The 21,511-nt window shown below is 71.8% G+C and carries 29 protein-coding genes; 12 read left to right on the top strand and 17 right to left on the bottom strand.

Annotated elements, in window-relative coordinates; genetic code table 11:
* Positions 1 to 2: 2 nt before the first annotated feature.
* A complete protein-coding gene (locus ACRB68_RS25340) occupies positions 3 to 698 on the top strand; it encodes a TetR/AcrR family transcriptional regulator (RefSeq protein WP_194293440.1) in 696 nt (231 codons plus the stop codon).
* Positions 699 to 706: 8 nt separating this feature from the next.
* Complete coding sequence (locus ACRB68_RS25345; RefSeq protein WP_153536534.1) at positions 707 to 856, top strand: hypothetical protein; 150 nt, start codon at positions 707 to 709, stop codon at positions 854 to 856.
* Positions 857 to 939: 83 nt separating this feature from the next.
* Here the strand turns inward: ACRB68_RS25345 and ACRB68_RS25350 are convergent, their stop codons facing one another.
* The 3 genes from ACRB68_RS25350 to ACRB68_RS41530 all read right to left on the bottom strand — a co-directional run bounded on the left by ACRB68_RS25350 (position 940) and on the right by ACRB68_RS41530 (position 2,137).
* On the bottom strand, positions 940 to 1,248 hold the full coding sequence (locus ACRB68_RS25350; RefSeq protein WP_153536536.1) for a transcriptional regulator: 309 nt from the start codon (positions 1,246 to 1,248) through the stop codon (positions 940 to 942).
* Entirely contained in the window at positions 1,245 to 1,688 is a 444-nt protein-coding gene (locus ACRB68_RS25355) for a hypothetical protein (protein ID WP_153536538.1), read from the bottom strand. Before ACRB68_RS25355 ends, ACRB68_RS25350 begins: the two co-directional genes overlap by 4 nt.
* Before the next feature lie 167 nt (positions 1,689 to 1,855).
* The gene (locus tag ACRB68_RS41530) at positions 1,856 to 2,137 is read right to left on the bottom strand and encodes a pentapeptide repeat-containing protein (RefSeq protein WP_235959881.1); all 282 of its coding nucleotides are present in this window, start codon (positions 2,135 to 2,137) and stop codon (positions 1,856 to 1,858) included.
* 223 nt (positions 2,138 to 2,360) lie between these two features.
* Here ACRB68_RS41530 and ACRB68_RS25365 point away from each other — a divergent pair, with 223 nt between their 5' ends.
* Both ACRB68_RS25365 and ACRB68_RS25370 read left to right on the top strand, forming a co-directional pair.
* Entirely contained in the window at positions 2,361 to 2,966 is a 606-nt protein-coding gene (locus ACRB68_RS25365) for a TetR/AcrR family transcriptional regulator (protein WP_194293491.1), read from the top strand.
* A gap of 19 nt (positions 2,967 to 2,985) precedes the next feature.
* Complete coding sequence (locus ACRB68_RS25370) at positions 2,986 to 4,434, top strand: flavin monoamine oxidase family protein (RefSeq protein ID WP_268890446.1); 1,449 nt, start codon at positions 2,986 to 2,988, stop codon at positions 4,432 to 4,434.
* A 91-nt stretch (positions 4,435 to 4,525) separates the two neighbouring features.
* Here the strand turns inward: ACRB68_RS25370 and ACRB68_RS25375 are convergent, their stop codons facing one another.
* Both ACRB68_RS25375 and ACRB68_RS25380 read right to left on the bottom strand, forming a co-directional pair.
* The gene (locus ACRB68_RS25375) at positions 4,526 to 5,143 is read right to left on the bottom strand and encodes a hypothetical protein (protein ID WP_153536544.1); all 618 of its coding nucleotides are present in this window, start codon (positions 5,141 to 5,143) and stop codon (positions 4,526 to 4,528) included.
* Positions 5,144 to 5,149: 6 nt separating this feature from the next.
* A complete protein-coding gene (locus tag ACRB68_RS25380) occupies positions 5,150 to 6,529 on the bottom strand; it encodes a polymorphic toxin-type HINT domain-containing protein (RefSeq protein WP_153536546.1) in 1,380 nt (459 codons plus the stop codon).
* A 196-nt stretch (positions 6,530 to 6,725) separates the two neighbouring features.
* Between ACRB68_RS25380 and ACRB68_RS25385 the strand changes: the two genes are divergently transcribed.
* Complete coding sequence (locus ACRB68_RS25385; RefSeq protein WP_153536548.1) at positions 6,726 to 7,064, top strand: hypothetical protein; 339 nt, start codon at positions 6,726 to 6,728, stop codon at positions 7,062 to 7,064.
* A gap of 216 nt (positions 7,065 to 7,280) precedes the next feature.
* Entirely contained in the window at positions 7,281 to 7,814 is a 534-nt protein-coding gene (locus ACRB68_RS25390) for a hypothetical protein (RefSeq protein ID WP_153536550.1), read from the top strand.
* A gap of 91 nt (positions 7,815 to 7,905) precedes the next feature.
* Here the strand turns inward: ACRB68_RS25390 and ACRB68_RS25395 are convergent, their stop codons facing one another.
* From ACRB68_RS25395 to ACRB68_RS25410, 4 genes are all read right to left on the bottom strand, one after another.
* Positions 7,906 to 8,841 carry an aldo/keto reductase gene (locus ACRB68_RS25395; RefSeq protein ID WP_153536552.1) on the bottom strand — a complete coding sequence of 312 codons (936 nt, stop codon included), beginning with the start codon at positions 8,839 to 8,841 and terminating at the stop codon, positions 7,906 to 7,908.
* Complete coding sequence (locus ACRB68_RS25400; protein WP_153536554.1) at positions 8,838 to 9,350, bottom strand: hypothetical protein; 513 nt, start codon at positions 9,348 to 9,350, stop codon at positions 8,838 to 8,840. Before ACRB68_RS25400 ends, ACRB68_RS25395 begins: the two co-directional genes overlap by 4 nt.
* Positions 9,351 to 9,463: 113 nt before the next feature.
* Positions 9,464 to 10,135: a response regulator gene (locus tag ACRB68_RS25405; protein WP_153536556.1), complete on the bottom strand. Its 672-nt coding sequence runs from the start codon at positions 10,133 to 10,135 to the stop codon at positions 9,464 to 9,466.
* The gene (locus ACRB68_RS25410) at positions 10,132 to 11,307 is read right to left on the bottom strand and encodes a sensor histidine kinase (RefSeq protein WP_207709818.1); all 1,176 of its coding nucleotides are present in this window, start codon (positions 11,305 to 11,307) and stop codon (positions 10,132 to 10,134) included. Before ACRB68_RS25410 ends, ACRB68_RS25405 begins: the two co-directional genes overlap by 4 nt.
* Positions 11,308 to 11,534: 227 nt before the next feature.
* On the opposite strand from ACRB68_RS25410, the gene ACRB68_RS25415 reads away from it, so the two are divergent.
* Positions 11,535 to 13,031: a nitrilase-related carbon-nitrogen hydrolase gene (locus tag ACRB68_RS25415; protein ID WP_207709819.1), complete on the top strand. Its 1,497-nt coding sequence runs from the start codon at positions 11,535 to 11,537 to the stop codon at positions 13,029 to 13,031.
* Positions 13,032 to 13,666: 635 nt separating this feature from the next.
* Here the strand turns inward: ACRB68_RS25415 and ACRB68_RS25420 are convergent.
* From ACRB68_RS25420 to ACRB68_RS25430, 3 genes are read right to left on the bottom strand one after another with little or no spacing between them, the layout of a single operon-like run.
* On the bottom strand, positions 13,667 to 13,855 hold the full coding sequence (locus tag ACRB68_RS25420) for a DUF397 domain-containing protein (RefSeq protein WP_153536560.1): 189 nt from the start codon (positions 13,853 to 13,855) through the stop codon (positions 13,667 to 13,669).
* Between the two features lie 26 nt (positions 13,856 to 13,881).
* Positions 13,882 to 14,067: a DUF397 domain-containing protein gene (locus tag ACRB68_RS25425; protein WP_153536562.1), complete on the bottom strand. Its 186-nt coding sequence runs from the start codon at positions 14,065 to 14,067 to the stop codon at positions 13,882 to 13,884.
* Positions 14,058 to 14,864, bottom strand: a complete 807-nt coding sequence (locus ACRB68_RS25430; RefSeq protein WP_153536564.1) for a helix-turn-helix domain-containing protein — start codon at positions 14,862 to 14,864, stop codon at positions 14,058 to 14,060. The genes ACRB68_RS25425 and ACRB68_RS25430 overlap by 10 nt, the downstream gene beginning before the upstream one ends.
* Positions 14,865 to 15,034: 170 nt before the next feature.
* Between ACRB68_RS25430 and ACRB68_RS25435 the strand changes: the two genes are divergently transcribed.
* The gene (locus tag ACRB68_RS25435) at positions 15,035 to 15,484 is read left to right on the top strand and encodes an ATP-binding protein (protein ID WP_153536566.1); all 450 of its coding nucleotides are present in this window, start codon (positions 15,035 to 15,037) and stop codon (positions 15,482 to 15,484) included.
* A complete protein-coding gene (locus ACRB68_RS25440) occupies positions 15,478 to 16,032 on the top strand; it encodes a Uma2 family endonuclease (RefSeq protein WP_153536568.1) in 555 nt (184 codons plus the stop codon). Before ACRB68_RS25435 ends, ACRB68_RS25440 begins: the two co-directional genes overlap by 7 nt.
* Before the next feature lie 143 nt (positions 16,033 to 16,175).
* On the opposite strand, the gene ACRB68_RS42140 is transcribed toward ACRB68_RS25440, so the two are convergent.
* Positions 16,176 to 16,634, bottom strand: coding sequence for a cupin domain-containing protein (locus ACRB68_RS42140; RefSeq protein WP_194293441.1), 459 nt, complete (start codon positions 16,632 to 16,634; stop codon positions 16,176 to 16,178).
* A 43-nt stretch (positions 16,635 to 16,677) separates the two neighbouring features.
* On the opposite strand from ACRB68_RS42140, the gene ACRB68_RS25450 reads away from it, so the two are divergent.
* Positions 16,678 to 17,298 carry a dihydrofolate reductase family protein gene (locus ACRB68_RS25450; RefSeq protein ID WP_153536572.1) on the top strand — a complete coding sequence of 207 codons (621 nt, stop codon included), beginning with the start codon at positions 16,678 to 16,680 and terminating at the stop codon, positions 17,296 to 17,298.
* A 10-nt stretch (positions 17,299 to 17,308) separates the two neighbouring features.
* Here the strand turns inward: ACRB68_RS25450 and ACRB68_RS25455 are convergent, their stop codons facing one another.
* Together ACRB68_RS25455 and ACRB68_RS25460 are read right to left on the bottom strand one after the other, a co-directional pair.
* Positions 17,309 to 18,427, bottom strand: coding sequence for an epoxide hydrolase family protein (locus ACRB68_RS25455; RefSeq protein WP_153536574.1), 1,119 nt, complete (start codon positions 18,425 to 18,427; stop codon positions 17,309 to 17,311).
* A 163-nt stretch (positions 18,428 to 18,590) separates the two neighbouring features.
* Complete coding sequence (locus ACRB68_RS25460; protein WP_153536576.1) at positions 18,591 to 18,932, bottom strand: MerR family transcriptional regulator; 342 nt, start codon at positions 18,930 to 18,932, stop codon at positions 18,591 to 18,593.
* 561 nt (positions 18,933 to 19,493) lie between these two features.
* Between ACRB68_RS25460 and ACRB68_RS25465 the strand changes: the two genes are divergently transcribed.
* Entirely contained in the window at positions 19,494 to 19,721 is a 228-nt protein-coding gene (locus ACRB68_RS25465; RefSeq protein ID WP_153536578.1) for a hypothetical protein, read from the top strand.
* 18 nt (positions 19,722 to 19,739) lie between these two features.
* On the top strand, positions 19,740 to 19,916 hold the full coding sequence (locus tag ACRB68_RS25470) for a hypothetical protein (protein ID WP_153536579.1): 177 nt from the start codon (positions 19,740 to 19,742) through the stop codon (positions 19,914 to 19,916).
* Between the two features lie 52 nt (positions 19,917 to 19,968).
* Here ACRB68_RS25470 and ACRB68_RS25475 read toward each other — a convergent pair whose 3' ends face one another.
* Both ACRB68_RS25475 and ACRB68_RS25480 read right to left on the bottom strand, forming a co-directional pair.
* Positions 19,969 to 20,256, bottom strand: coding sequence for a Fe-S cluster assembly protein HesB (locus tag ACRB68_RS25475; protein WP_153536581.1), 288 nt, complete (start codon positions 20,254 to 20,256; stop codon positions 19,969 to 19,971).
* Positions 20,257 to 20,343: 87 nt separating this feature from the next.
* A complete protein-coding gene (locus ACRB68_RS25480) occupies positions 20,344 to 21,438 on the bottom strand; it encodes an alpha/beta hydrolase (RefSeq protein WP_153536583.1) in 1,095 nt (364 codons plus the stop codon).
* Between the last annotated feature and the right edge of the window lie 73 nt (positions 21,439 to 21,511).

A 21,511-nucleotide genomic window follows, 5' to 3' on the forward strand; every position in this document is an offset into this window, starting at 1 on the left:
CCATGGCACCGACGGAGGGAGCAGACGGCCGAAAGACCATGGAGCGGACGCTGCTGGAGGCTCTGGGGCTGCCCGTCGAGGACGTTCCTCCCGAGCCGCAGCGCCGAACCGTCCGCGACCGGATCCTGGACGTGGCGACGGCGCTGTTCGCCGCCCAAGGGATCAGCGCGACCACCATGCGGGAGATCGCGGCCGGCGCCGGCCTCTCGCGGGCATGGCTGTACCGGCAGTTCGCCGGCCGCGACGAGATCGTGCAGGCGATCATCGTCCGTGAAGCCCGCCGCCTCACGGACGACCTGCTCGCCGCCGACGACCCGCACCGGCCCGTCCAGGAGGCGGTCACCGGCACCTTCGTGCACGTGGTCACCGAGCTGCGCCGCAACCCGCTGATCAACAGGTTCCTGTCCCACGAGCCGCACCTGGTCTCGACGTTCCTCGTCGGCGACGCGGGCCCGTTCCTGAAGGTCATGGTGGAGGCCCTGGCCGCCTACCTGGAGCGGCGCGCCGCCCTCGCCCCGGACCGGGCGGCGGTCGCGGCCGAGGCGATCATCCGCCTGATCGTGTCGACCGGCCTCTCGGCGACGGCGGTGTGGGACTTCGACGACCCCGCCCAGGTCCGGGCCTTCGCCGAGCAGGTCGTGCCCGCGCTCATGGGCCAAGGCCATCACCACCCCGCGGAAGACGCTCAGCAGTCATAGAAGCTTCGGTGACGGCCTCTGACGCTGGTCAGGTCGTCGTCAGCAGGGCCCTGATTTCGGGTATCGCCTGGGCGTTGTCCCGGTACCGCACCGCGTGGATGCCGGGCCGCCTCGACGGCGACGTCGGCGTCGTCGAGGAAGACCGTCTCGGGACGTGAGCGGCGACCGAACGGCCGGTCATGCTACGGGGCCTGGTGGCTTGTCGTGTCGTGACCGGCCGTGGCGATAGGTGTGGTGGAGGTCAGTGTTCGGGTTCGGTGCGGGCGGCGGCGACGATCTGTTCCAGTGCCAGCGCGTGGGCCTGGAAGGCGGCGCGGCCGTGCGGCGTGAGGTGGACCCGGGTGCTGCGCCGGCCGTGGAGACGTTCCTTGCGCACGTCCACGTATCCGGCGTCGTGCAGGGCGCTGATCTGTTTGGACAGCGCCGAGTCGCTGGTTTCCAGCCGGTCGCGCAGTACGCGAAATTCCACCCATTCGGCCGGTGCGAGCAGGGCCAGGAGGGAGAGGCGGGCCGGGACGTGGATGAACTCGTCGAAGTGTGCGCCGGTCATAGGCGCAGGGTCGCGATGCGGGCTCGGTGCATCGGCTTGGCCAGCGCCAGCGTCAGCGCGGCTAGGACCAGGCCGGCGAGCGTCGCGGGCAGGGGAACGTCCAGCGCCCTCATTCCCCAGGCGCCCAGGAAGAGGACCGTGAGCATGAGCGCGACTTCGGCGAAGCGCAGCAGGCTCGTGCGGGCGGTGCGGCGCAGCCGGATGCCCAGGTGCCGGTCGGTCGCCTCCTCCAACCCTGTCAGCAAGACGATGTACACCATCGGCGCGGCGGCCCAGGCGACTCCGGCGCCGTCGGGGTCCAGATCGCCGAGGACGGCCATGGCGAGGATGAGCCCGGCCCGGCCGGCCGGCGCCCACCACGGTGGGCGGGTCTGGAGTGCCGCGTACCGGCCGTGGTCGTGGATCTGACGCAATGCCTGCTGTGCTTCGTCAACGTACACGGGTGCTCCTGCCATCAACTTAGTTTCCTGTGAAGAAAGTAGCACTCTCTTTCCCCAGAGGAAAGTAAGGATGGCCCAGCGGTTCCAGCGGCGATTCGGCTCGGCCTGCCGCGCACGGTCGACCGGTTCCGTCACGCCGCCTTCCAAGATCACTTGGCCGCCGCCTGTCAGGCTCCGCCCTGAGTGTTCTCGTTGATCCGCGTGTGCTCGTCCGTCCATGCCGTCAGCCGGGCGTCGTCGAGTGTCAGGCCGCGGACGCCGGTCATCACCGTGCCCCGCAGGTCCGCGCCGGCCAGGTCGGCGCCGGTCAGGTCCACCTCGTCCAGGCGGGCGCCGGTCAGCCTGGCGCCGGCCAGGTCCGCGCCGCTCAGGTCCGCCCCGCGCAGGATCAGGCCGCCGAGACGCGCCCGTCCGAGATCGAGGTCGCTGAGGTCGAGGCGGCGCGGCATGCGACCCAGCGCGGTGAGCGTGGCCTGCACGCCGGCCTGGGGCCCCGCCTTCGGCCGGGGGCGGGGTCCGTTGCGAGCACCAGCCGGTCGTCCAGCCGGACGTCCATCTCCGCCGAACCGAGCCGCTCCACCGCCCGCGCGAGCACCTCCACCAGACCATGATCGGGCATGGCGCCCTAGGGGGTGTGGCAGGATTTCGATCGGCCGACCGAGGGGGCTCAAGGTGCCGTACATCGAGGCCGCGGTGCGGCGGCCGCAGTTCATCGCGGCCGCGCGCAGCGCGCTGGCCGCCCACGGCGTGGCCAAGACCTCGGTGCGCGTCGTCGCCGCCGAGGCCGGGGTGCCGCTCGCGACGATGCAGTACGTCTTCCCGTCCAAGGCGGAGCTGCTCCGCGCGGTGATCGAGGACGTCGTCGACGAGATCGCCGAGGTGCTGGCCGGTTCCGCCGAGGTCGACCGGGGGCTCGAGCACGCGATCCGCCAGGGCCTGGAGGCCTTCTGGGGCGCGCTCGTCGAAGGCGGGCGGGAGCTGCAGCTGCTGCAGTACGAGCTCACCCTGTACGCGCTGCGCACGCCCGGCAGCGAGGAGCTGGCGCGGCGGCAGTACCAGCGGTACGCCGACGTCGTGGCGGGCTGGTGCCGTCAGGCGGCGCAGAGCGCGGGAGAGGTGACCTCGGTGCCGTTCGACCGGCTCGCGCGCATGATCGTCGCAGGGGTCGACGGCCTGATCCTGCAGTACGTCTCCGACCCCGACGACGCGCGGGCGCGGGAGGCGGTGGCGGCGCTGGCGGACATGGCGATCGGCCTGGCCGGCGTACGGCCCCGCTGAGCCCGGACGCCGCGCCCCCTTGCCCGCGACGGGGAGCGGCCGTACGCTGGCGCCAATTCGGTCAGATGACCGACTCTGTGGCAGCGAGGAAGTGAAGCCCATGAAGGCAGTGGTCGTCGGCGCGGGACTGGCGGGCCTGTCCGCCGCGCGGGAGCTTCAGCGGGCCGGGGCCGAGGTCGTCGTCCTGGAGGCCCGGGGCCGGGTCGGCGGCCGGGTGGAGGGCGGCGAGATCGAGGGCCATCCGATCGAGCTCGGCGGGACCTGGATCGGCGAGGGGCACTCCCGGATGCACGGGCTGGTCGGCGAGCTGGGGCTGGAGACCTTCCGCACCTGGAACGACGAGGGCAAGATGCTCGTCCGGCTCGGCGGCCGGCGCGTCCTCCTCGACGGCGGCAAGGGCGCCGTCCCGCGGCTGAACCCGGTCGCGCTCGCCGACCTGGCCCAGGGCATGGCCCGCTTCGGCCGGCTCGCCCGCGGCGTCGACGCCGCCCGGCCGTGGACGCACCCGAAGGCGCGCCTGCTCGACGGCCAGACCTTCGAGACGTGGATCCGGCGCAACCTGCGCACCCCGAGCGGGCGCGCCTACTTCCGCATCGCGGCCGAGGCGGTCTTCTCCGCCGACGCCGGCGACCTGTCCCTGCTGCACGCGCTGTTCTACGCGGTCAGCAACACCGACCTCGAAACGCTCCTGGCCGTCGACCGCGGCGCCCAGCAGGACCGGGTCGCCGGCGGCTCCGTCCTCGTCGCCGAACGGCTCGCCGCCGGCCTCGACGTGCGGCTCTCGGCCCCGGTCACCGAGATCACGCAGGACGACGCCGGCGTCACCGTCGCCACGCGGGCCGGTGAGGTCTTCGCCGCCGACCGCGTCGTGGTGGCTCTGCCGCCGGTGCTCGCCGGGCGCCTGCGCTACGATCCGCCCCTTCCGGCCTGGCGCGACCAGCTCACCCAGAAGCTTCCGGCCGGGACCGTGGTCAAGACCTTCGCGTCCTACCCGGCGCCGTTCTGGCGCGAGCAGGGGCTCAACGGGCAGGTCGCCGCCGACATCGGGCCGGTGAAGGTCACCTTCGACGTCTCCCCGCCCGGGGGCGGGATCGGCGTCCTGCTCGGTTTCGTCGAAGGCGGCGAGGCGCGGCGCTGGCAGCGGCTTCCCGAGGAAGAGCGCCGCCGGACGGTCATCGACTCCTTCGTGCGGTTCTTCGGCCCGCGGGCGGCTCGTCCCACCGCCTACGTCGAGAAGGACTGGAGCGCCGAGGAGTACACCCGCGGATGCTACGGCGCCCACTTCGCCCCGGGGGTGTGGACCGGCTACGGCGACGCGCTGCGGCCCCCCGTCGGCCGCGTCCACTGGGCGGGCACCGAGTACGCCGTGGAGTGGAACGGCTACATGGAGGGCGCGGTCCGCTCGGGGACCGCCACCGCCCGGGAGATCGTCGAGCAGCAGCAGGGCTCACCGGCCGGCCGTCCCTGACGCCCGTGGGGCGCCGCCCGTGGGGACGGGGTCAGGCGGCGAGCTTGTCCAGTTCGGCGATGTTCTCCTCAGCGCGCTTTCCCGAGGCGTTTCAACCTTGGCCGGGGTCTTCGGCCTTGCGGGCGCGAAGGAGCCTGGCCGCGGCCTGGGTGATGAAGTCGGCCGTCATCGGCGGCAAGGCGGCCAGTTCCTGAAGTACGGGAACCGCCGCCTCAGGGTGGTCGCCGGTCAGCGCCATGGCGGCGGCGAGACGTACGCCCGGGTCCGCCGCGCCCAGGAGGGGCAGGAGGAGATCCCGGCGCCCGCCCAGGGCGGCCGCGATCTCCTCCAGTTGCACGCCGAGCAGGGCCGCGGACTCGCCGTCCTGCTCCTGCAGCGCCTCGCCGCGCCGGGACGCGATCGCCGAGAAGGCGGCGACGAGCGCGGACACGCCTTCGGTCCGCAGCCGGCCGACTTCCGAACGGGCCGAGGCGAGCTTTCCGTCCTCCTCCAGCGCAGCCAGCCGCCGGGCTTCGGCCAGGGCGTCCCGGCGATCGAGGACCGCGTGCAGGAAGGCGCCGATCTCGTCGCGCGTCCAGCCGACGAACATGCTCAGTTCCTCGTCGGAGCTCCCCGTCATCGTGTTCAGGAGCGAGGAGAGGACGAGGTCGAGCTCTCCTTCGGACAGGTCGAGCCGGAAGGCATCGCCGGACGAACTGACTTCAACCATGTACCGTCACTTTTTATTCTTCTGGAGGTAGATCTGCCACTCCTGAGGAGTCATCTGCCTGCCGGTGCCCGAGTATTCATTCTTCTTCAGGACGAAGTATCCCTTATCCGGGTCATACCAGGCAGTGCCCCCGTCCTTGAGTTCGTACCCCTTGGTCTTCATGACATCGTCAAGGTATTTGGCGACGTCGTCCACGTCGTCCATGTCGATTCCGGGAATGGCGTGGTTGCCGTTCCCCCGGGCGATCTCGTCCTGCAGATGCAGCGCGCCCTGCCAGGCGGCGTCGCACGGCTCGTCATCACCGCCGTCATTGTGGACCAGAAGCGGGGTGGAGCCTGCGAGCACATAGTAGGTGTGCAGGCCGGCGATGGTGAAGTTGTGGACTCGCTGAACGCGCACGCGCTCGTGCGTGCCGACCACCATCGCCGAGCGTCCGTCGGGGGTGGTCAGCTCGTCGCCGAAGACCAGGGACCCGGCGTCGACCCAGGCGTGCGAGGCGGAAAGCCAGTACGGATGCTCCGCCGTCGAGGTGATGACCGAGGTGGGTCCGCCGATGACGCCGTCCGGGTCGACGACCAGATCGACGAGCCGCTTGCGGGCGGTGTCCCCGCGCAGCTCGGTGACCGCCCTCGGCCCGCTGCGGCCGGTCTGCGGGTCGGTGGCCCACACCAGCTCGCCGCGACGGACGCGCTCGATGGGCCTTCGTGTTCCGTCGGCCATGAGCACCGGCGTCCCCGGCACGAAACTGTTCGGCTTCTTGCCGATCGTGCAGGCCCCAAGGGCGTCGACGAGGCGCTTGCGGGCGGCCTGCTTGGCCTCGCGGGCCTTCTCCAGCCGGCGCTTGAGATCCAGGAAACGGTCGATGAGCTTGGCGACCTTGGGAATCTTGCGCAGGACCTTGCCGACCTTGGTCCACGGGATCACGTCCAGCAGCGCCCACAGGCAGTCGCTGAGCTTGGGCTTCTTGATGCAGTTGATGATGTCGCCGGCGATGAAGTCCAGCCCCAGCTTGGCGATCTCCTTCAGGATGCTGAAGTCGTTCCACTCGCTCTCCACGCCCCGCGCGTCCTGACCGGCCTTGACCGCCGCCGCCTGCGCCTCCCGCAGCTCGCGCTGCGCAGGCGTCTCTTGCTTGGGCGCCGCCGGCGCGACCGACGGACTGCCGGACGGCTGCACCGGTCCCGAGGAGGGGACCGCGGCCGGCTTCCCCTTCTCGCCTCCGCAGTCCTTGCCGCCGGCGACCTGGCAGACACCGGCCTTGATCCCCGCAACGATCTTGTCGGGAATGGCCACCACCGTGACGGCGGCCGTTATCGCGCCGATCAGCAGGATCACCGTCAGATACGACAGTGAGCCCTCGCCCCGGTCCCCCAGCCGCCTGAGCATCCGTCCACCCCACGGTCATCGAACACGTCGAAACAGATAATGAAAACAACCGACGAACGAGCGAACATAGGTCCGGGGGCCCAACTAAAGGCCCAATGACGATTCCGTCAGCCCGGCGTCAGGCGGGCGCCGCGGAAATCAGCCGACGCGTTCGGGAACCGTTTCGGGTTCGGGCGGCGCGAGTGGCGTCCGCTCCTTGCGGCCGAACGCCTTCGGCTACTGCTGCTACTACGCCCGGGCGCGCTATGGGCGGCTGATGCTCGAGCACCGCCGTGCGAACGGCCGCGAGGTCCTGCCCGCCTCCTGGCTCACCACCGCCACCGCCGCGAACCCGGCCGACAGGCACTACAGGATCGGCTACGTTTCCGACGGTGAGTACGGTTTCTTCAACGGCGGCGCCTTCGGCCAGATCGTGTACGTCTTCACCAAGTACCGCGTCGTCATCGTCAAGACCACCCTCTACAGCGACCTCGGGGAAGCCGAGACCCTCACTGTCATGCGCGCCGTGGCCGCCAAGGTCGCCGCTACCCGCTGACCCCGCCCCGGCCGGCGCCGCGGCGGCGTCCGGGGCGGACCGGGGGCGGTGCCGTGCCGGACGCGTGCAGCGCGCCGGCCGCCCATGGCGTGGTCAGGACCTCGGTGCGCGTCGTCGCCGAGGCGGCCGAGACGACCTCATGGGGGTCGTGACGAGGAAGACCGGCAACAAGCCTCTCTGCAAGTCGGGCCCCACCGCCGGGTTCGCCCTGGTCCGATGGTGAGTGGGGGCCTGCGGGCCGGTACCGCGGCGTCGGCGATGGCCGGGGCGTCCGCGGTGGTCCTGGCCTACTGGGGGTCGGGCGGCACGGCCCTGCGCTGGTTCACGGTCCTGGAGCAGTCCCCGGACGACACGGCGCTGCGCGGGATCTTCCTGGCCGGGGCCCTGGTGTCGGCGCTGCTGTGCCTGCTGCCGCTCGCCCTGGGGCGCGTCGGCCCGGAGAGGCGGCGGGTGCTGCTCGGGTGGGCACGGCTGGCGGGCGTCCTGCTGCTGATCCGTGGCGGCCTCGGGCTGATGGGGTTCGCGCCCCGGCTGTTCGAGACCGGCGAGATGATCGACTTCTCGTTGTACTCCCGGACGGCCGTGCGCGAGGCCCTGGCGCTCCAGAAGATCCCGACGCCGTTCAGGGTCTGGCACCTGTTCCTGGGGTCGCTCTGGGCGATCGGCTGGGGCCTGTCCCTGCGCAGGCTGGGCCGCCACCGCCCAGAAGGTCGTCGCGCAGCAGCAGGCTCGCCGGCCGGACACCCCTGACACGCCCGGAGCGCCGCCGGGCCTTTCCGATCGGCTCTGGTACGCGCGGCCTGCGGGCGGGCCCCCGTGGGACCGCCCGCAGGGGGCACGGTCAGGCGGCGAACTTGTCCAGTTCGGCGATGTCGGCGTCGGTGAGGCGGAGCGTCCCGGCGCCGATGTTCTCCTCCAGGTGAGCGACCGACCTGGTCCCGGGGATCAGCAGGGTCGACGGCGACACGGCCAGCAGCCACGCCAGGGCGACCTGCGACCGGGTCGCGCCGTGCCGCGCGGCGATCTCGTCGAGCGTCCTCTCCTGGTCGTCCTTGAGCCCCATCCCCGGAGGGAGCCGGGACTTGTCGATGCCGGGGTTCAGCAGGCCCGACGCGAGCGGGAAATAGGGCACGAACGCGATGCCGTGGTCCTCGCAGTAGCGCAGCACGTCGAGCGCGCCCCGGTCCAGCAAGTGGAAGCGGTTCTGCACGAACGCCACCGGAGCGATCTCGCGGGCCTGCTCCAGTTGCTCCACCGTGACACCGCTCAGCCCCAGGTTGCGAATCAGGCCCCGCTCTCTGAGCCGGGCGAGCGAGCCGAAGGACTCCTCGAAGGGGGTCTCGGCGGGGAACAGCATGCCGTCGCCGCCGACCCTCAGGTACACCAGGTCGAGCCGGGCCCGGCCGAGGGTCGCCAGGTTCGCCTCGACCTGGTCGCGCAGGGCCTCGGGGGTGGTCTCGGCATTGAAGGTCTTGTACTCGTCGCGGACCACGCCGACCTTGGTGGCGATCACCAGGCCCTCGGGGTAGGGGTGCAGGGCCTCGCGGATGAGCTCGTTGGCGACGTGCGGGCCGTAGGCGTCGCTGGTGTCGATGTGGTCGACGCCCAGTTCCACCGCGCGGCGCAGCACCGCCAGCGCGGCGTCCTTGTCGGCGGGCGGGCCCCAGATCATCGGGCCGGGAAGCTGCATCGCGCCGTATCCGAGCCGGTTGACGCCAAGGCCAGCGTCCGTCTGGACCCGGCCCGCGGCGGCGGCGGGCTTGTTCTCCTGACTCATTTTTCAGCCTCTTCTTCTCGTCGTGCCCGCGGACGGGTGTCGCGCGTGACGGATGAAGTGATGCGTCGCTGCACCGAGGCGGTCGTCACGCCCCCGTCCTCGTGCCGGTCGAGCTTTCCCCTGACCACCAGGTCGTGGACGCCCTGGCGGGTGATGCCGAGCATCGCCCCCGCCACGGCGTAGGAGACCGAATCGGCCATGGGATGGCCGACCCTGCGGACCATGACCCGCCCGAACGGGGTCTGCCACCAGCCCGGAGCCTGGTCGAAGCCCGGTTCGCCGGAGTAGAGCGTGATCACCAGGCGGATCGCGGTCTGCCGGGCGAGCATCTCGTCCTCGCCGAGCAGCGCGTGCGCCCAGGTGCCGGCCTTCTCCACCACCCGGCGGCGCACCCGCGCCAGGTCCGAGCCCGACTCCAGCAGGATCTCCAGGGGGTCCATCAGGCGCGACTCCACCAGCCCGACCAGCTGTGAGACCAGCTCGCCCCAGGACGGAAGCTCCTCGCTCATGGCCGACCTCCTCACTACTTGACGCCCACTATCAAGTACTGGACGGACAGCGTCAAGTAGTGAGCGCCGGGCGGGCCGGCGTCGCCGCCGCCCGCTGACAGCGCGCACTCGCGTCAGACCAGGCCCTCCTCGTGGGCCAGGAGGGCCGCCTGGACGCGGTTCGCCAGGTCGAGGCGGGTGAGGACGCGGTTGACGCGGCTCTTGACGGTCGTCTCGGTCAGGCCCAGGGCCTCGGCGATCTGGAGGTTCGACAGACCCCGCGCGACCAGGGCGAGGACCTCCCGTTCGCGGTCGGTGAGCCGGTCGAGCCTCCCGGCGGGTCCCGGTGGCGGCGCGAACGCGCCGGGCGTCGCGGTGAAGGCCTTCAGCAGCCGGTGCGTGACGCTCGGCGCGAGCATGGCCTCGCCGCCGGCGACGACCCGGATGGCGTGTTCGAGCTGGTCGACGGGGCTGTTCTTCAGCAGGAAGCCGCTGGCTCCGGCGCGCAGGGCCGCGTGCACGTACTCGTCCAGGTCGAACGTGGTGAGCACCAGCACGCGCGGTGGCGGCGGCCCCTCCGGCGGCCACCCCGCCAGGAGCCGGCGGGTCGCCTCGACGCCGTTCACCCCCGGCATCCGCACGTCCATGACCACCACGTCGGGGCGCAGCCGCGCCGCCTCCGCCACGGCCCCTCCCCCGTCGGCGGCCTCGCCGACCACCGCCAGCCCGTCCCGGCGGTCGATGACGCTGCGCAGCGCCGCCCGGACCATCTCCTGGTCGTCCACGAGAAGCACCCGGATCGTCATCGCACGCCCTCCAGCGGCAGCTCCGCGCGCACCAGCCAGCCGCCCGCCGGGTCCGGACCGGCGTGCAGGCTCCCGCCGAACGCCGCGACGCGTTCCCGCAGGCCGACCAGCCCGTACCCGGACCCCGGAACGGCCGGCGGGCCGGGCGGCGGCCCGTTGCCGACCTCGACGACCAGGCCGCCGCCCGTCAGGCGCAGCGTGATCCGGACGTCGGCGGGCCCGGCGTGCTTGCGGACGTTGGTCAGCGCCTCCTGCACGATGCGGTAGGCCGTGACCTGAACGGGCGGCGGCAGCGCGGCGGCCTCGGCGGCGACGTCGGCACGCACCCGGCAGCCCGCGGCCTCGGCCGTCTCGATGAGCCGGTCCAGGCCGCCCAGCGACGGCTGGGCACCGGCGGTGCCGCCGAGCAGCCCCAGGATGCGGCGCATCTCGACCAGCGCGGTGTCGGCGGTCTCGGCGATCCGGGCCGCCCCCTGACGGCCGAGCGCGGGGTCGCCGGGCAGGGCGTCCTCGGTGGAACGGGCCTGCACGGCGATGGCGCTGACGTGGTGGGCGACGACGTCGTGCAGGTCACGGGCGATGCGGGCGCGTTCGGTGAGCACGGCCTGGCGGGCGTTGCGCTCGCGTTCCACGCGCAGCCGCTCGTTGGCCTCGCGCAGCCTGCGGGCGTCCAGGTCGATGCGCCGCAGCGCGTGGCCGAGCGCGTAGGCCACCGACAGGAACACGAGGTAGGTGGTCGCGGTGACCGGTTGCAGCGAGTCCGGGCGCGGTATCGGCGACCGGCCGCACGCCAGGTCGGTCGCGGCGGCCGTGACCAGCGCCAGGACCGCGCCGGGCAGGCTCGCGGCAGTCGGGGCGTGCCGGGCGGCCGCGTAGACGCCGAGGACCAGGAAGTAGGGGCCGGGGGTCTTGCCCGGCACCGGGTCGAGCACCGTGAACGCGACGAACGCGGCGGTCATCGCCGCCAGCGTCCCGAGCGGCCACCGCCGCCGCCGCAGCAGCGGCGCGGTCTGCGCGCCCCACAGCGCCAGGCCCAGCACGCCCGGCGCGGGCCGGTGCGCGGCCAGCGTCACCACGTCGAACACGGTGAGCGCGACGAACGCCGCGTCCGTCGTCCGCGGCAGGGACGCGGCGCGGGCCCGTGCCCGCCCTGCCACCGAAGAGATCGTCACAGGCCGAGAGGCTATGTGACGGCCCGCGGGGCGGGGATCGTCCGGAAGGCGCGCATCGAAAGGTGCGCGGCCCCAGAAAAGCTCACCTGCTGGGATGACGACACGTGAACAGGCGCTCACCTAGCGTTTCGGACATGATCTCTGCTCCTGTCGAAGACGGCACAACGCCGGAACATCCCCGTCAGAGCCCGGACGAGGCTCCCCCGCCCCGCCGTCGGCGCCAGGCCGTGGGGAACGAGCGCGAGGCTCGTACTTCCGGTGGTGGCCGCCGGTACGCGGTGCTGCTCGCCGGAACCGTGGCGCTGGCGTTCGCGGTCGGCGGGCGGTGGGACGTCGCCCTGGCGGCCTGGGTCTTCCCGGTGCTGCTGCTGCGTTTCTCCCGCACGAGCCGGGTCTGGCCGGGGGCGTTGTGGATCTGGCTGGCGCACGTCGCCGCCGCCGCGTTCTGGCTCCTGGAGTCGGATATGGGGTTCGGGGCGGTGATGCTGGGCGGTGGCGCGGCGTTGGGCGTGGTGCAGACCGTGCCGTTCCTGCTGGACCGCCTCATGGCCGGCCGGCTGCGGCCGTGGGCGGCGGGGCTGCTCTTCCCGGCGGCCTTCGCCGGGGCCGAGTTCCTGATCACGCTGGTGTCGCCGTTCGGCACCGCGTTCGGCTCGCTGGCGGTCACCCAGCACGACGCCCTCCCGTTGCTCCAGGTCGGCGCGGTCACCGGCCCGTACGGCATCGCGTTCCTGATCGGGTGGGCGGCCGCCGCGGTGAACCGGATCTTGGCCGCACCGTCGCGGTGTGCGGTCCGGAACGGCCTGGTGTGCGGGGCGGTGCTGGCGGCCGTCGTGGCCGCCGGCGGGGCGCGGCCGGCCTGGTTCCCCGGCTCCGGCGCGACGGTGCGGATCGCCGGAGTGAGCCCCGCCCGCGCGCTGGTGGAGGCGCAGCGGACGGCGCTCGACCGCGAGGAGGGCGCCCTCACCTCCGCCGTCGATCCCGCGCTCGCCGCGGTGCTGGACGACCTGCTGGCCACCACCCGCCGGGAGGCCGCCGCCGGAGCGAAGATCGTGGTCTGGCCGGAGACGGCGGTGAAGACCCGGGCGGCCCGCGAACGGGCCGTCGTTCAGGCGGCGCGCGAGCAGGCCCGCCGTTCCCGGATCTACCTGGAGATCGGCGTCAGGGTGTTCGACGCGACCGGCCCCGGCCGCAACGAGACGCTCTTCATCGGCCCCGACGGCGCGGTGCTGTGGACCTACCAGAAGGCCCACCCGATCCCCGGCTCCGAAAGCTACCCGCCCGGCGACGGAAAGGTCCCCGTCGTCGCCACCCCGTACGGCAGGATCGCCAACGTCATCTGCTACGACGCCGACTTCCCCGACATGATGCGGGTGCGAGCCGACATCATGCTGGTGCCCTCGCACGACTGGCGCGAGTACGGCCGCCCCCACACCGCCAAGGCGGGGCTGCGGGCCGTGGAGAACGGCTACGCGCTGGTGCGCCAGGACTCCGAGGGCTTCTCGGCCGCCTTCGACGGCCGGGGCCGCGTGCTGGCCACCGCCGACTACTTCACCGCCGGCCGGCAGACCATGGTGGCCGACGTCCCCACGCACGGCGGCACGACGCCCTACACCCGCCTCGGCGACCTGTTCGCCTGGCTCTGCCTGGCGGCAACGGCCGCGCTGCTCGCCATGGGCGCGCTCCGGCCGGCCGCACGCCCGGCCCGCCCTCGCCGCGACTGAACATCGGGGCGGGCGGCCCTGGAGAAGGGGCACCGGCCTGCTGCCGGGGAGAGGCCGAGGCGCTCCTCGGGTGCCCGGCGCACGTCGTTCTCGAAGATCGGCCGGCCGCCCGGCCGGTGGGCGGGAACGGCGCTGCGGCGGATGTGGGCCGACGTCAGCGAGGACCGCCGAGCGGACGGCGTTCTGCTGCACGTGCCGGCGAACGGACTGCTGAGGGCGGCCGGCGTCCCGCTGGTCCGCTGCGGCGTGCTCTCGGGCGGTCGCCGGCGTGCTCGGAAGGCGGAGCCGGCTTGCGGGGTCCTCTCGCGGGCCCTCGGGAAGAGCCGGCCACTTCTCCAGGGCTTGGACGATCTGCGCCGACCGGGCCTGGAAGTCCGCCGGCTCGGCCTCGCCTCGCCGGAACTCCTGCCACAGGCCGACGAGCCGGTCCTCCAACTCGCCCCGTTCGATCACCTTGTCCGCGAGCGTGAGCACGTCCCGCGTCGGCTTGCCCACCTCGAGCACCCGGCGCGCCGCGGCCGCGTCCGCGGTGACGCCGCGACCCGCCGGCTCGAGGAAGACGCCCAGCGACGTGGAGTTCCGCACCACCGGCACCTGCCGGCCCGGCCGCATCCGTCCCTTCCACTGGGACGGGACTATTCGCGGCTCTTGAGGGTGTGGGCGAGGCGCTGGAAGTCCTGGGAGGGCACCAGGAGCTTGGGGCCCTCGGGGTCCTTGCTGTCGCGGATGGCGACGGTGCTGGGGACGGCCGCGACTTCGATGCAGTTGCCGCCGTTGTCCACGCTGCGGGACGCCTTGCGCCAGGTGACGTTGGTCAGATCCATCTCTCACCTACCGACGTAGGAACGAACTAGAGGCCCTTGATGGCGTTGGCGAAGCGCTGGAAGTCCTGGGGGGCCACCAGAAGCTTGGGGCCCTCGGGGTCCTTGCTGTCGCGGATGGCGACGGTGCTGGGGACGGCCGCGACTTCGATGCAGTTGCCGCCGTTGTCCCCACTGCGGGACGCCTTGCGCCAGGTGACGTTGCTCAAGTCCATTTGCTGTCTGCCACTTTCCTTATCAGGGCCGCCGACTGGTCCATGGGGTACGCGTGCGACTGGATCTGGCTGAACATCTCCGAGAGGCTGGAGGTGTCCTCTCCGGCCGCCGTGGTCTCACCTCGGAGCACGCCGTCCCTGTATGCGATTACCTTCCCGTCCGGGAGTGTACCCAGCCCGAACGGGCCGGAAAGGCCGCCATGCTGGATGCTTGGCACGATCTGGATCCTGAACCGCGGGGACGACATCGCGATCAGGTGCTCCAACTGCTCACGCATCACCTCCGGGCCACCGATCTTCCGGTAGAGGACCGATTCGTCGATGACGCACATCAAGGTCGGCGGCGGTGGATCGTCGCGCGACAGGATGGCCTGCCGTTCCAGTCGCGTTTCGATGCGCTTCTCGTCGTCCTCCAAGAGCGCTCTGACATACGCCGGCGTCTGCAGCAGGCCGGGGATGACGAGCGGCTCGTAGCCGCGGATGGTGACGTACTCCTTCTCGTGCATGTACCAGTCGAAGAACCACGTCGGAACACCGCCCGGCCCCTTGAACATCTTGTCCCACAGACGGGTCAGGATGCCGTGCGTCTCCAGGACCCGGTCGGCCTCCAGCGCCAGGGCGCGGCCGCAGCGCGTTTCGCCCCTTTCGCACGAACTGATGGCACTCTTGGAAAACGGGATGAGATTGGCAAGTTGGACACAGGTCATCCCGGCGGCGTCGCGGTAATGGCGCAACTCGCTTCCAAAGAGGGCTTCGGGGGATTCCCACGGACGCAGTTCGCTCGGCTGCTGAGGCATGACCAGGTCCCTTCGCTCATGGCCGGCGATGACCAGTGCTCGGCCAGCGATGGCCAGCGCCGGCCCTTTCCGGCCCGACTTCGGTCGAGACTGTGAGCATTGCGTTACACAGCGTGCCACATCGCAGATGATTCGGCTAGTGGCGGAAACGCGATCGAAGGTGATTCTCCATGATCACAGGAAATGAGCCGACTCAAAACTTCCCGCTCGGGGAGTCGGTGGAACTCATGATCGATTCTGTGCCCGAATCCGCGAAGAAGGTTCGCGATCTGGTGGCCCTCTGGTGCAGGTACCAGGGTTACGGGGAGGAGCTGACCGAAGTCGCCCGGGTGGTGGCAACGGAATTGACGACAAACGCTTATCGTCACGCAAGCGTGCCCGGCCAAAGCATTTTGGCTCGCGCCTACGTTTCCGACGTGGGACCGGTCATCGAGGTGTGGGACCACAGCGACGAACTTCCGGTCGTCCAGCCGTTCGACCTCGCCAGCGAGTCCGGCCGGGGGCTGGCGATGGTGGAGCTGATGGTCCGCCGTTTCGGCGTCGACCTGCTTGCAGGAGGCGGCAAGTGCGTATACGCCGTCCTGCCCCAGAGCGGCCGTCCGGGCACCGCGCCATGCTGAGCGGACGCGTTCCGGCCCATGAGACCGGTTTCGGACCGTACACCGTTCTGGATCTTCACGATCTCCCCGAGGACGGCAAGGGCTTCGAACTCGAGGACGGGTGGTTGATCGAGGTGGCAGCCGTCGAGGCCGAGGCCGCAGTGATCGTGTGCGACGGAGGCGACTGGGAGATCACCACTCCCACCGGGATCCGCAAACCCGATGTCCTCGTCATCCCCCGCGAGGTAGCGCGGGCTGTGATCATCGACGAGTCCCCCAAGGTGATCCCGGGCGGGGAGGTGCTGCTGGCCGCCGAGGTCGTCTCCCCGGGAAGCAGCAGCGAGCGCACCGACCGGCTTCGGAAGGTCGGCGAATACGCGACGCTCGGCATCCCGCAGTACTGGATCGTGGAACACCAGCCCGAGCCGCGCGTCCAGATACTGGTGCTAGAGGGAGGCGGCTACTCCGCGAGGCCGGTCGTGGCGGCAGGCACGGAACTGCGCGCGGTGATCGAGGCCGACAAGCCGTTCGAGGTCTCCTTCTCCCCCGCCGCGCTCCTCGATTTCTGACCGAGCCGCGCACGGGCCTGCCCACATCGCCGAGCAGTGCGAACGGAGAGGCGAGGGCGTTCCTGGCGGGGCGTCGGCGTCCCGCCGAGCCGCCCCGCTCGTGCGGGCCTGGTGAGCGGGTGCGACGGCTCGCGGCCGGACGTTCAGCCGGCGCCGTCCGGCGCCTCCCCCTTCCCGACCGCCCGGCTGTGCGGCTTCACTCCGTCGGGGTTGAACATGCACAGCACTTCGAGGACCCCGGGCCCGGGGTTGCCGAAGCCGTGCGGCACGCGCGTGTCGAACTCGACGGCCTCGCCGGCGACGGTCAGCTCGTCCGCGCCGATGAGGAGCCGCATCCGTCCGGCGATCACGTAGATCCAGTCCCGTCCCGGGTGGCCCCACTGCCTGATCGGCTTCCCCGGCGCCGGCGGATGCACCTGTTTGAAGGCCTCCCACGTCCCGGAACCGCCGGGCAGCGGCATCGTGACGACGCCGTCCCGGACGCGGGTGGATCCGGGGGTCTCCGAGGGCGGGTGCGCCGACGAGGTCGTCGAGCGGCAGCCGGGGGCCGGCCGCAGCCGGCTCGTTCCCCATGCCCGGCCTCTGCCGTGCCGTTTCGGCACACATGATTGCCACGGGACCCCCGGCACTCCCACGATGGGACGCATGAGACTGACGACGATGACGCAGATCACCGTGGACGGTGTGATGCAGGGCAACGGTCACGCGACTCCCGAGGAGCTGGCCGGCGGGTTCACGCGGGACGGCTGGGCGCTCGGGGCGTTCGCCGACGACACCGGCGAGATGATCACCGAGACCTATCAGCGGGCGGACGCGTTCCTGTTCGGGCGGCGCACGTACGAGATGTTCGCCGACACCTGGGGCACCCGGCCGGAGATGCAGGCGCACCCCATCGGGGTCGCGCTCAACGGGGCGCAGAAGTACGTCGCGTCCAACAGCCTGGAGCGACCGTCGTGGGGGCCCGTCACGCTGCTGGCCGGGGACGCGACCGCGGCGGTCAGGGAACTGAAGGAATCGTCAGCGGGCGAGATCCAGGTGCACGGGAGCGCGGCCCTGATCCGCTCGCTGCTCGCCGCCGGCCTCGTCGACGAGCTGACGCTGCTGGTCGTTCCGGTGCTTCTCGGGCAGGGCATGCGGCTGTTCCCGGACGAGGGGCCCGCCGCCGCCCTGGAGGTCGTCAGCTCCCACACCGACGCAAGGGGCGTCGGCGTGCACGTGTACCGGCCGGCCGGAGAGCCGGAGCTCCACCCGGCGCGGCCGGTGTAAGAGGGCCGGGTCAGGCCAGGGTGCCGAAGAACGCGCGGATGTCGTCGGCGAGCACCTGGGGCTGCTCCATGGCCAGGAAGTTGCCGCCGCGCTCGGTCTCGGTCCAGTGGACGACGTTGTGGTCGCGGTCGGCGAAGCGCCGGATGGCGACGTCGGTGGTCGCCGTCGCGATGACGCCCGTCGGGACGGTCCCCCGGGGCTTGGGCGCGAACGCCGTCGGGTCGTGGGCCATCTCGTAGTAGAGCTGCGCCGAGGACCCGGCGGTGCCGGTGAACCAGTAGAGGCTGACGTTGGTCAGCAGCTGGTCGCGGTCCACCGCGTCCTCGGGCAGCTCGGCGGCCGCGTCGGTCCACTCCTTGAACTTCTCCACGATCCAGGCGAGCTGCCCGGCCGGCGAGTCGTGCAGCGCGTGGGCCAGGGTGTCGGGGCGGGTGGACTGGATGTGGTTGAAGCCCATCTTGTCGTCGCGGAACTCCTGCAGGCGGGCCAGCCGCTGCTGCTCGGCCTCGGTGAGGCCGGCGAAGTCGGCCGGGTCGTCGGACGGGAAGGTGATCAGGCCGTTGAGGTGGACGCCGATCACCTGCTCGGGCGCCCGGCGGCCCATCTCGGCGGCGATCCAGGCGCCGCCGCCGTTGCCCTGGACGCCGTAGCGGTCGTAGCCGAGCCGGGCCATCAGCTCGGTGAACGCGCCGGCGATCCGGCCGGTGGTCCAGCCGGGCGCGGTCAGCGGGCCGGAGTAGGCGACGCCGGGGGTGTCGGTGATCACCAGGTGGAAGGCGTCCGCCAGCGGCTCGACCACCTTGGCGAAGGCGGCGAATGAGGCGGGCCAGTCGTGGACGAGCAGCAGCGGCGTCGCGTCGGGGTCGGCCGACCGCACGTGCGCGAAGTGGATCCGCTGCCCGTCGATGTCGGTGACGAACTGCGGCAGGGCGTTCAGCTCGGCCTCGGCCTTGCGCCAGTCGTAGCCGTCGGCCCAGTAGGCGGCCAGGTCGCGCAGGTAGTCGGCGGGGACGCCGCGGGTCCAGCCCTGGCCGGGGATCTGCGCGCCCCAGCGGGTGCGGCGGAGGCGGTCGCGCAGGTCGTCGAGGTCGGCGGCGGGGACGTCGATGCGGAACGGACGGATGCTCATCGGGGTGCCGCCTTCGCTTTCGGGGTCTTCGTGATGCCCCCATTCTAGCAGAATGGAATGCTCCGTTCCACTATTGAGGGCCGCCTCCGGACACGGGAACGCCCCGCCGCGAGAGCGGCGGGGCGTGGCGTTCGGCGTTGGCGGGGACGGCGCCGAAGGGCGGTCACTCGGCGGCGGCACGGAGCTGCGCGTTGATCCGCAGGGCCTCTTCGAGCTGGTCTTCCAGGATGATGATGCGGCAGGCCGCCTCCAGGGACGTGCCCTGGTCGACGAGTTCGCGGGCGCGGACCGCCAGTCGCAGCTGGTAGCGGGAGTAGCGGCGGTGGCCACCGGCCGAGCGTTGCGCGGTGAACAGCTTCGCCTCGTCCAGGGCCCGCAGGAACGCCGGCGTGGTGCCGGTCATCTCGGCGGCGCGGCCCATGGTGTAGGCGGGGTAATCGTCGTCGTCGAACTTGCTGCCCGGCTGCGTGCTCGCGCCGCCGGTGTCGCTACTGGCTGGGTCCATTGCACCTTTTTCCACGGCACGAGGGCCCCGGTGCCGTAGCACCGGGGCCCAGGGTTTGGGTTTCACTGTCACCGGCACGTTCGCCGGTGTGTCTGGCCGCGTCTGCCGTCACCCTTCGACGGGGGACGCGGGGATCGCATATGTGTGACCGAAGACCACCTCTCTCGTGATGGAACCGCGGTACCCGTCCGGCGGAACTCAGCCTGTGACGGGCGATCCGACGTCGTGTAACCCTTCCCCCTTTCCTCGACTTCTTCTTCTCATCTGCGGGGCGGCGCGTCCCCCGGCGGAGCCCCTTGCCACTTCCTGGCCCCGGCGAGCCGACCGCCGCCTGCCGGTCGCTGAAGCCCCTTCCGTGCCTGGCCTCAGGTCCAGCGTCCTGCACTGCTTCGTAACATCACGGGCAGTTCGTCATCTGCCCCGTCTCGAAGATGTTCTCTTCTCTCGCGACACCTGGAACACTACCAGGGCCGTCCGGGGATTTCTACTTCGGCCATTGGAGATTTTCTTTGATCGCCAGATCCCCTGGTCCTGCGGGCGGTTCCGGCGGATGATCGGCCCATGTGGTGGCTCGTCCCGGCCGGGTTCGTCGCCGTCCTGCTCCTCTACGGCGCCCTCGCCGACTGGCGCGCGCGCCGGCGGGGGCACCGCAACCACGTCGACGCCGACGCGGCGGCGCGGATACGCGAGGCCCGCCGCGACGTGCGCGTCTGGGCGCGGGGATCGGTCGGGCACAGCGGCGAGGACGTGTCCTGGATGCGATCGTTCCGCCGGGGGCGGCGCCGGTGACGTGCCAGACTGGGCGCCGTGACGACCGAGGAGCCGCCGTCGCGGGAGGAGCTGGACCGGCAGGTGCGCGACCGCTACGGGACCTGGCGCGACCAGCCGCGCGGCCTGGCCTGCGCGGTCGTCGCGGCCTTCCTGGTGCTGACGACGGTCGCCTTCGCGGTGGCCCTGGCGGTGCTCGTGCTGGCCGCCCGCTGAACATGGCGAGGGCGCCGGTCCGCAGCGGACCGGCGCCCTCGGCGCTGCTACGTCAGAGTTCGCCCTCGGCGATGGTGAACGCCACGTCGCCCTGCGGGTCGACCTGCGCGTCGAGGGTCTTGTCGTCCAGCATCGTCGCGACGCCGGGCTCCAGGTAGACCCGGGCGCCCTCCTCCTCGACGACCTGGTCCCCCGCCTCGGGCGCGGGCGCCACCGACAGGCGCAGCGCGTCGGAGCCGTTCAGCCCGGATTCGATGCGGATGCCGGTGTCGGGCGGCAGTTCGGGGTCTGCGGTCACGGTTCGGATGACCTGAACGGCACCGCTGGTCAGCGTGAGCATGATCAGCTCCTCGTGGTCGGGTCTTGCCGGTTTTCGGACACGGACCCGTCCAGCCCTCCCCGCGCTGCCCGGCGGTAAACCCCGTGCTCAGGCCGGTCCGTCGACGCGTTTGCTCAGCCATTCGTAGGCCTTCGGCAGCATCTCCTGCCATACCCGGACGTTGTGCCCGCCGGTCAGCACGATGTAGGTGAACGAGCGTGTCGGCGGCCGCGACCTGCGGATCATCTCGTCGATGGCGGGGACCGTGCCGGGGTCCTCGCGGCTGCCGGCCAGCAGCAGGTCGACGGGCGGGTGCGCGGCCAGCAGGTCCAGCGGGCTGTTGGCGCGGGCGAGCGCGGGCGCGCGGGTCAGGTCCGGCGAGGTCGGGCGGAAGTACCCGGCCAGGCTTACGGCCGCCCGGAACCGGTTGGGGTACTGCAGGGCGAGCTTGGCCGCGCAGAACCCACCGGTGGAGTAGCCCATCGTCCCCCAGGACGCGGCCTCGGGCAGCGCGCGGAAGTGCTCGGTGACGATGCGCCGGACGTCGGCGACCAGCCAGGTGGCGACCTTCGGCCCGCCGGGGACGTCGGCGCACTCGGTGTCGCGGCCCGGCTGCACGGTGATCGTCGGCGCGACCAGGATGTAGGGCTTGGCCTGGCCGTTGCGCATCGCGGTGCGCAGCAGGTCGGCGCCGCGCATCGCGCCGAACCAGGTCCACGACGAGCCGGGGAAGCCCGGGAACAGCTCGACGACCGGGAAGCGCTTGCCCGCGTAGGCGGGGTCGTCGTACTGCTTGGGCAGCCACACGCGCACCTCGGCGCGGATGCCCGACTCCTGGCCCTGGACGCGGGCGACGAAGGTGCGGCTGCGGCCGTCGAAGTGGAACGGCGAGAGGCTCTGCGGCCTGCCGACCGGGCCGGCCCCGTCCGGTTGCGGGGCCGCCCCGGCCGCGTGGATGTCGCCGTCGGCCTGCTCGGTGCCGAACAGGTCGTCCCAGGAGGCGTACAGGTGCAGATGGTGGTTGATGAGGACGCCGACCATCAGCAGCGCGGTGGCCTGGCAGGTCAGCAGCAGCCCGAGCCGGCCCGCGCCCTGCGCCGCCCGCGGCCCCGGCAGCCGGTTCCAGGCGAACAGGCAGCCGACCGGGGCGGCGACCGCCAGCACCACGAGCAACGCCAGCAGCGGCCAGCCCAGCAACGTCATGTCCAGTCCCCGTTTCGTCTTCGCTAAAACGCTACGGGTGCCGGGTGAGTTCCTGGTGAAGGAAGGCTGAAGA

The organism is Actinomadura macrotermitis (genome assembly GCF_009604375.1).
In the GTDB taxonomy this organism is placed as follows: Bacteria; Actinomycetota; Actinomycetes; order Streptosporangiales; family Streptosporangiaceae; genus Spirillospora; species Spirillospora macrotermitis.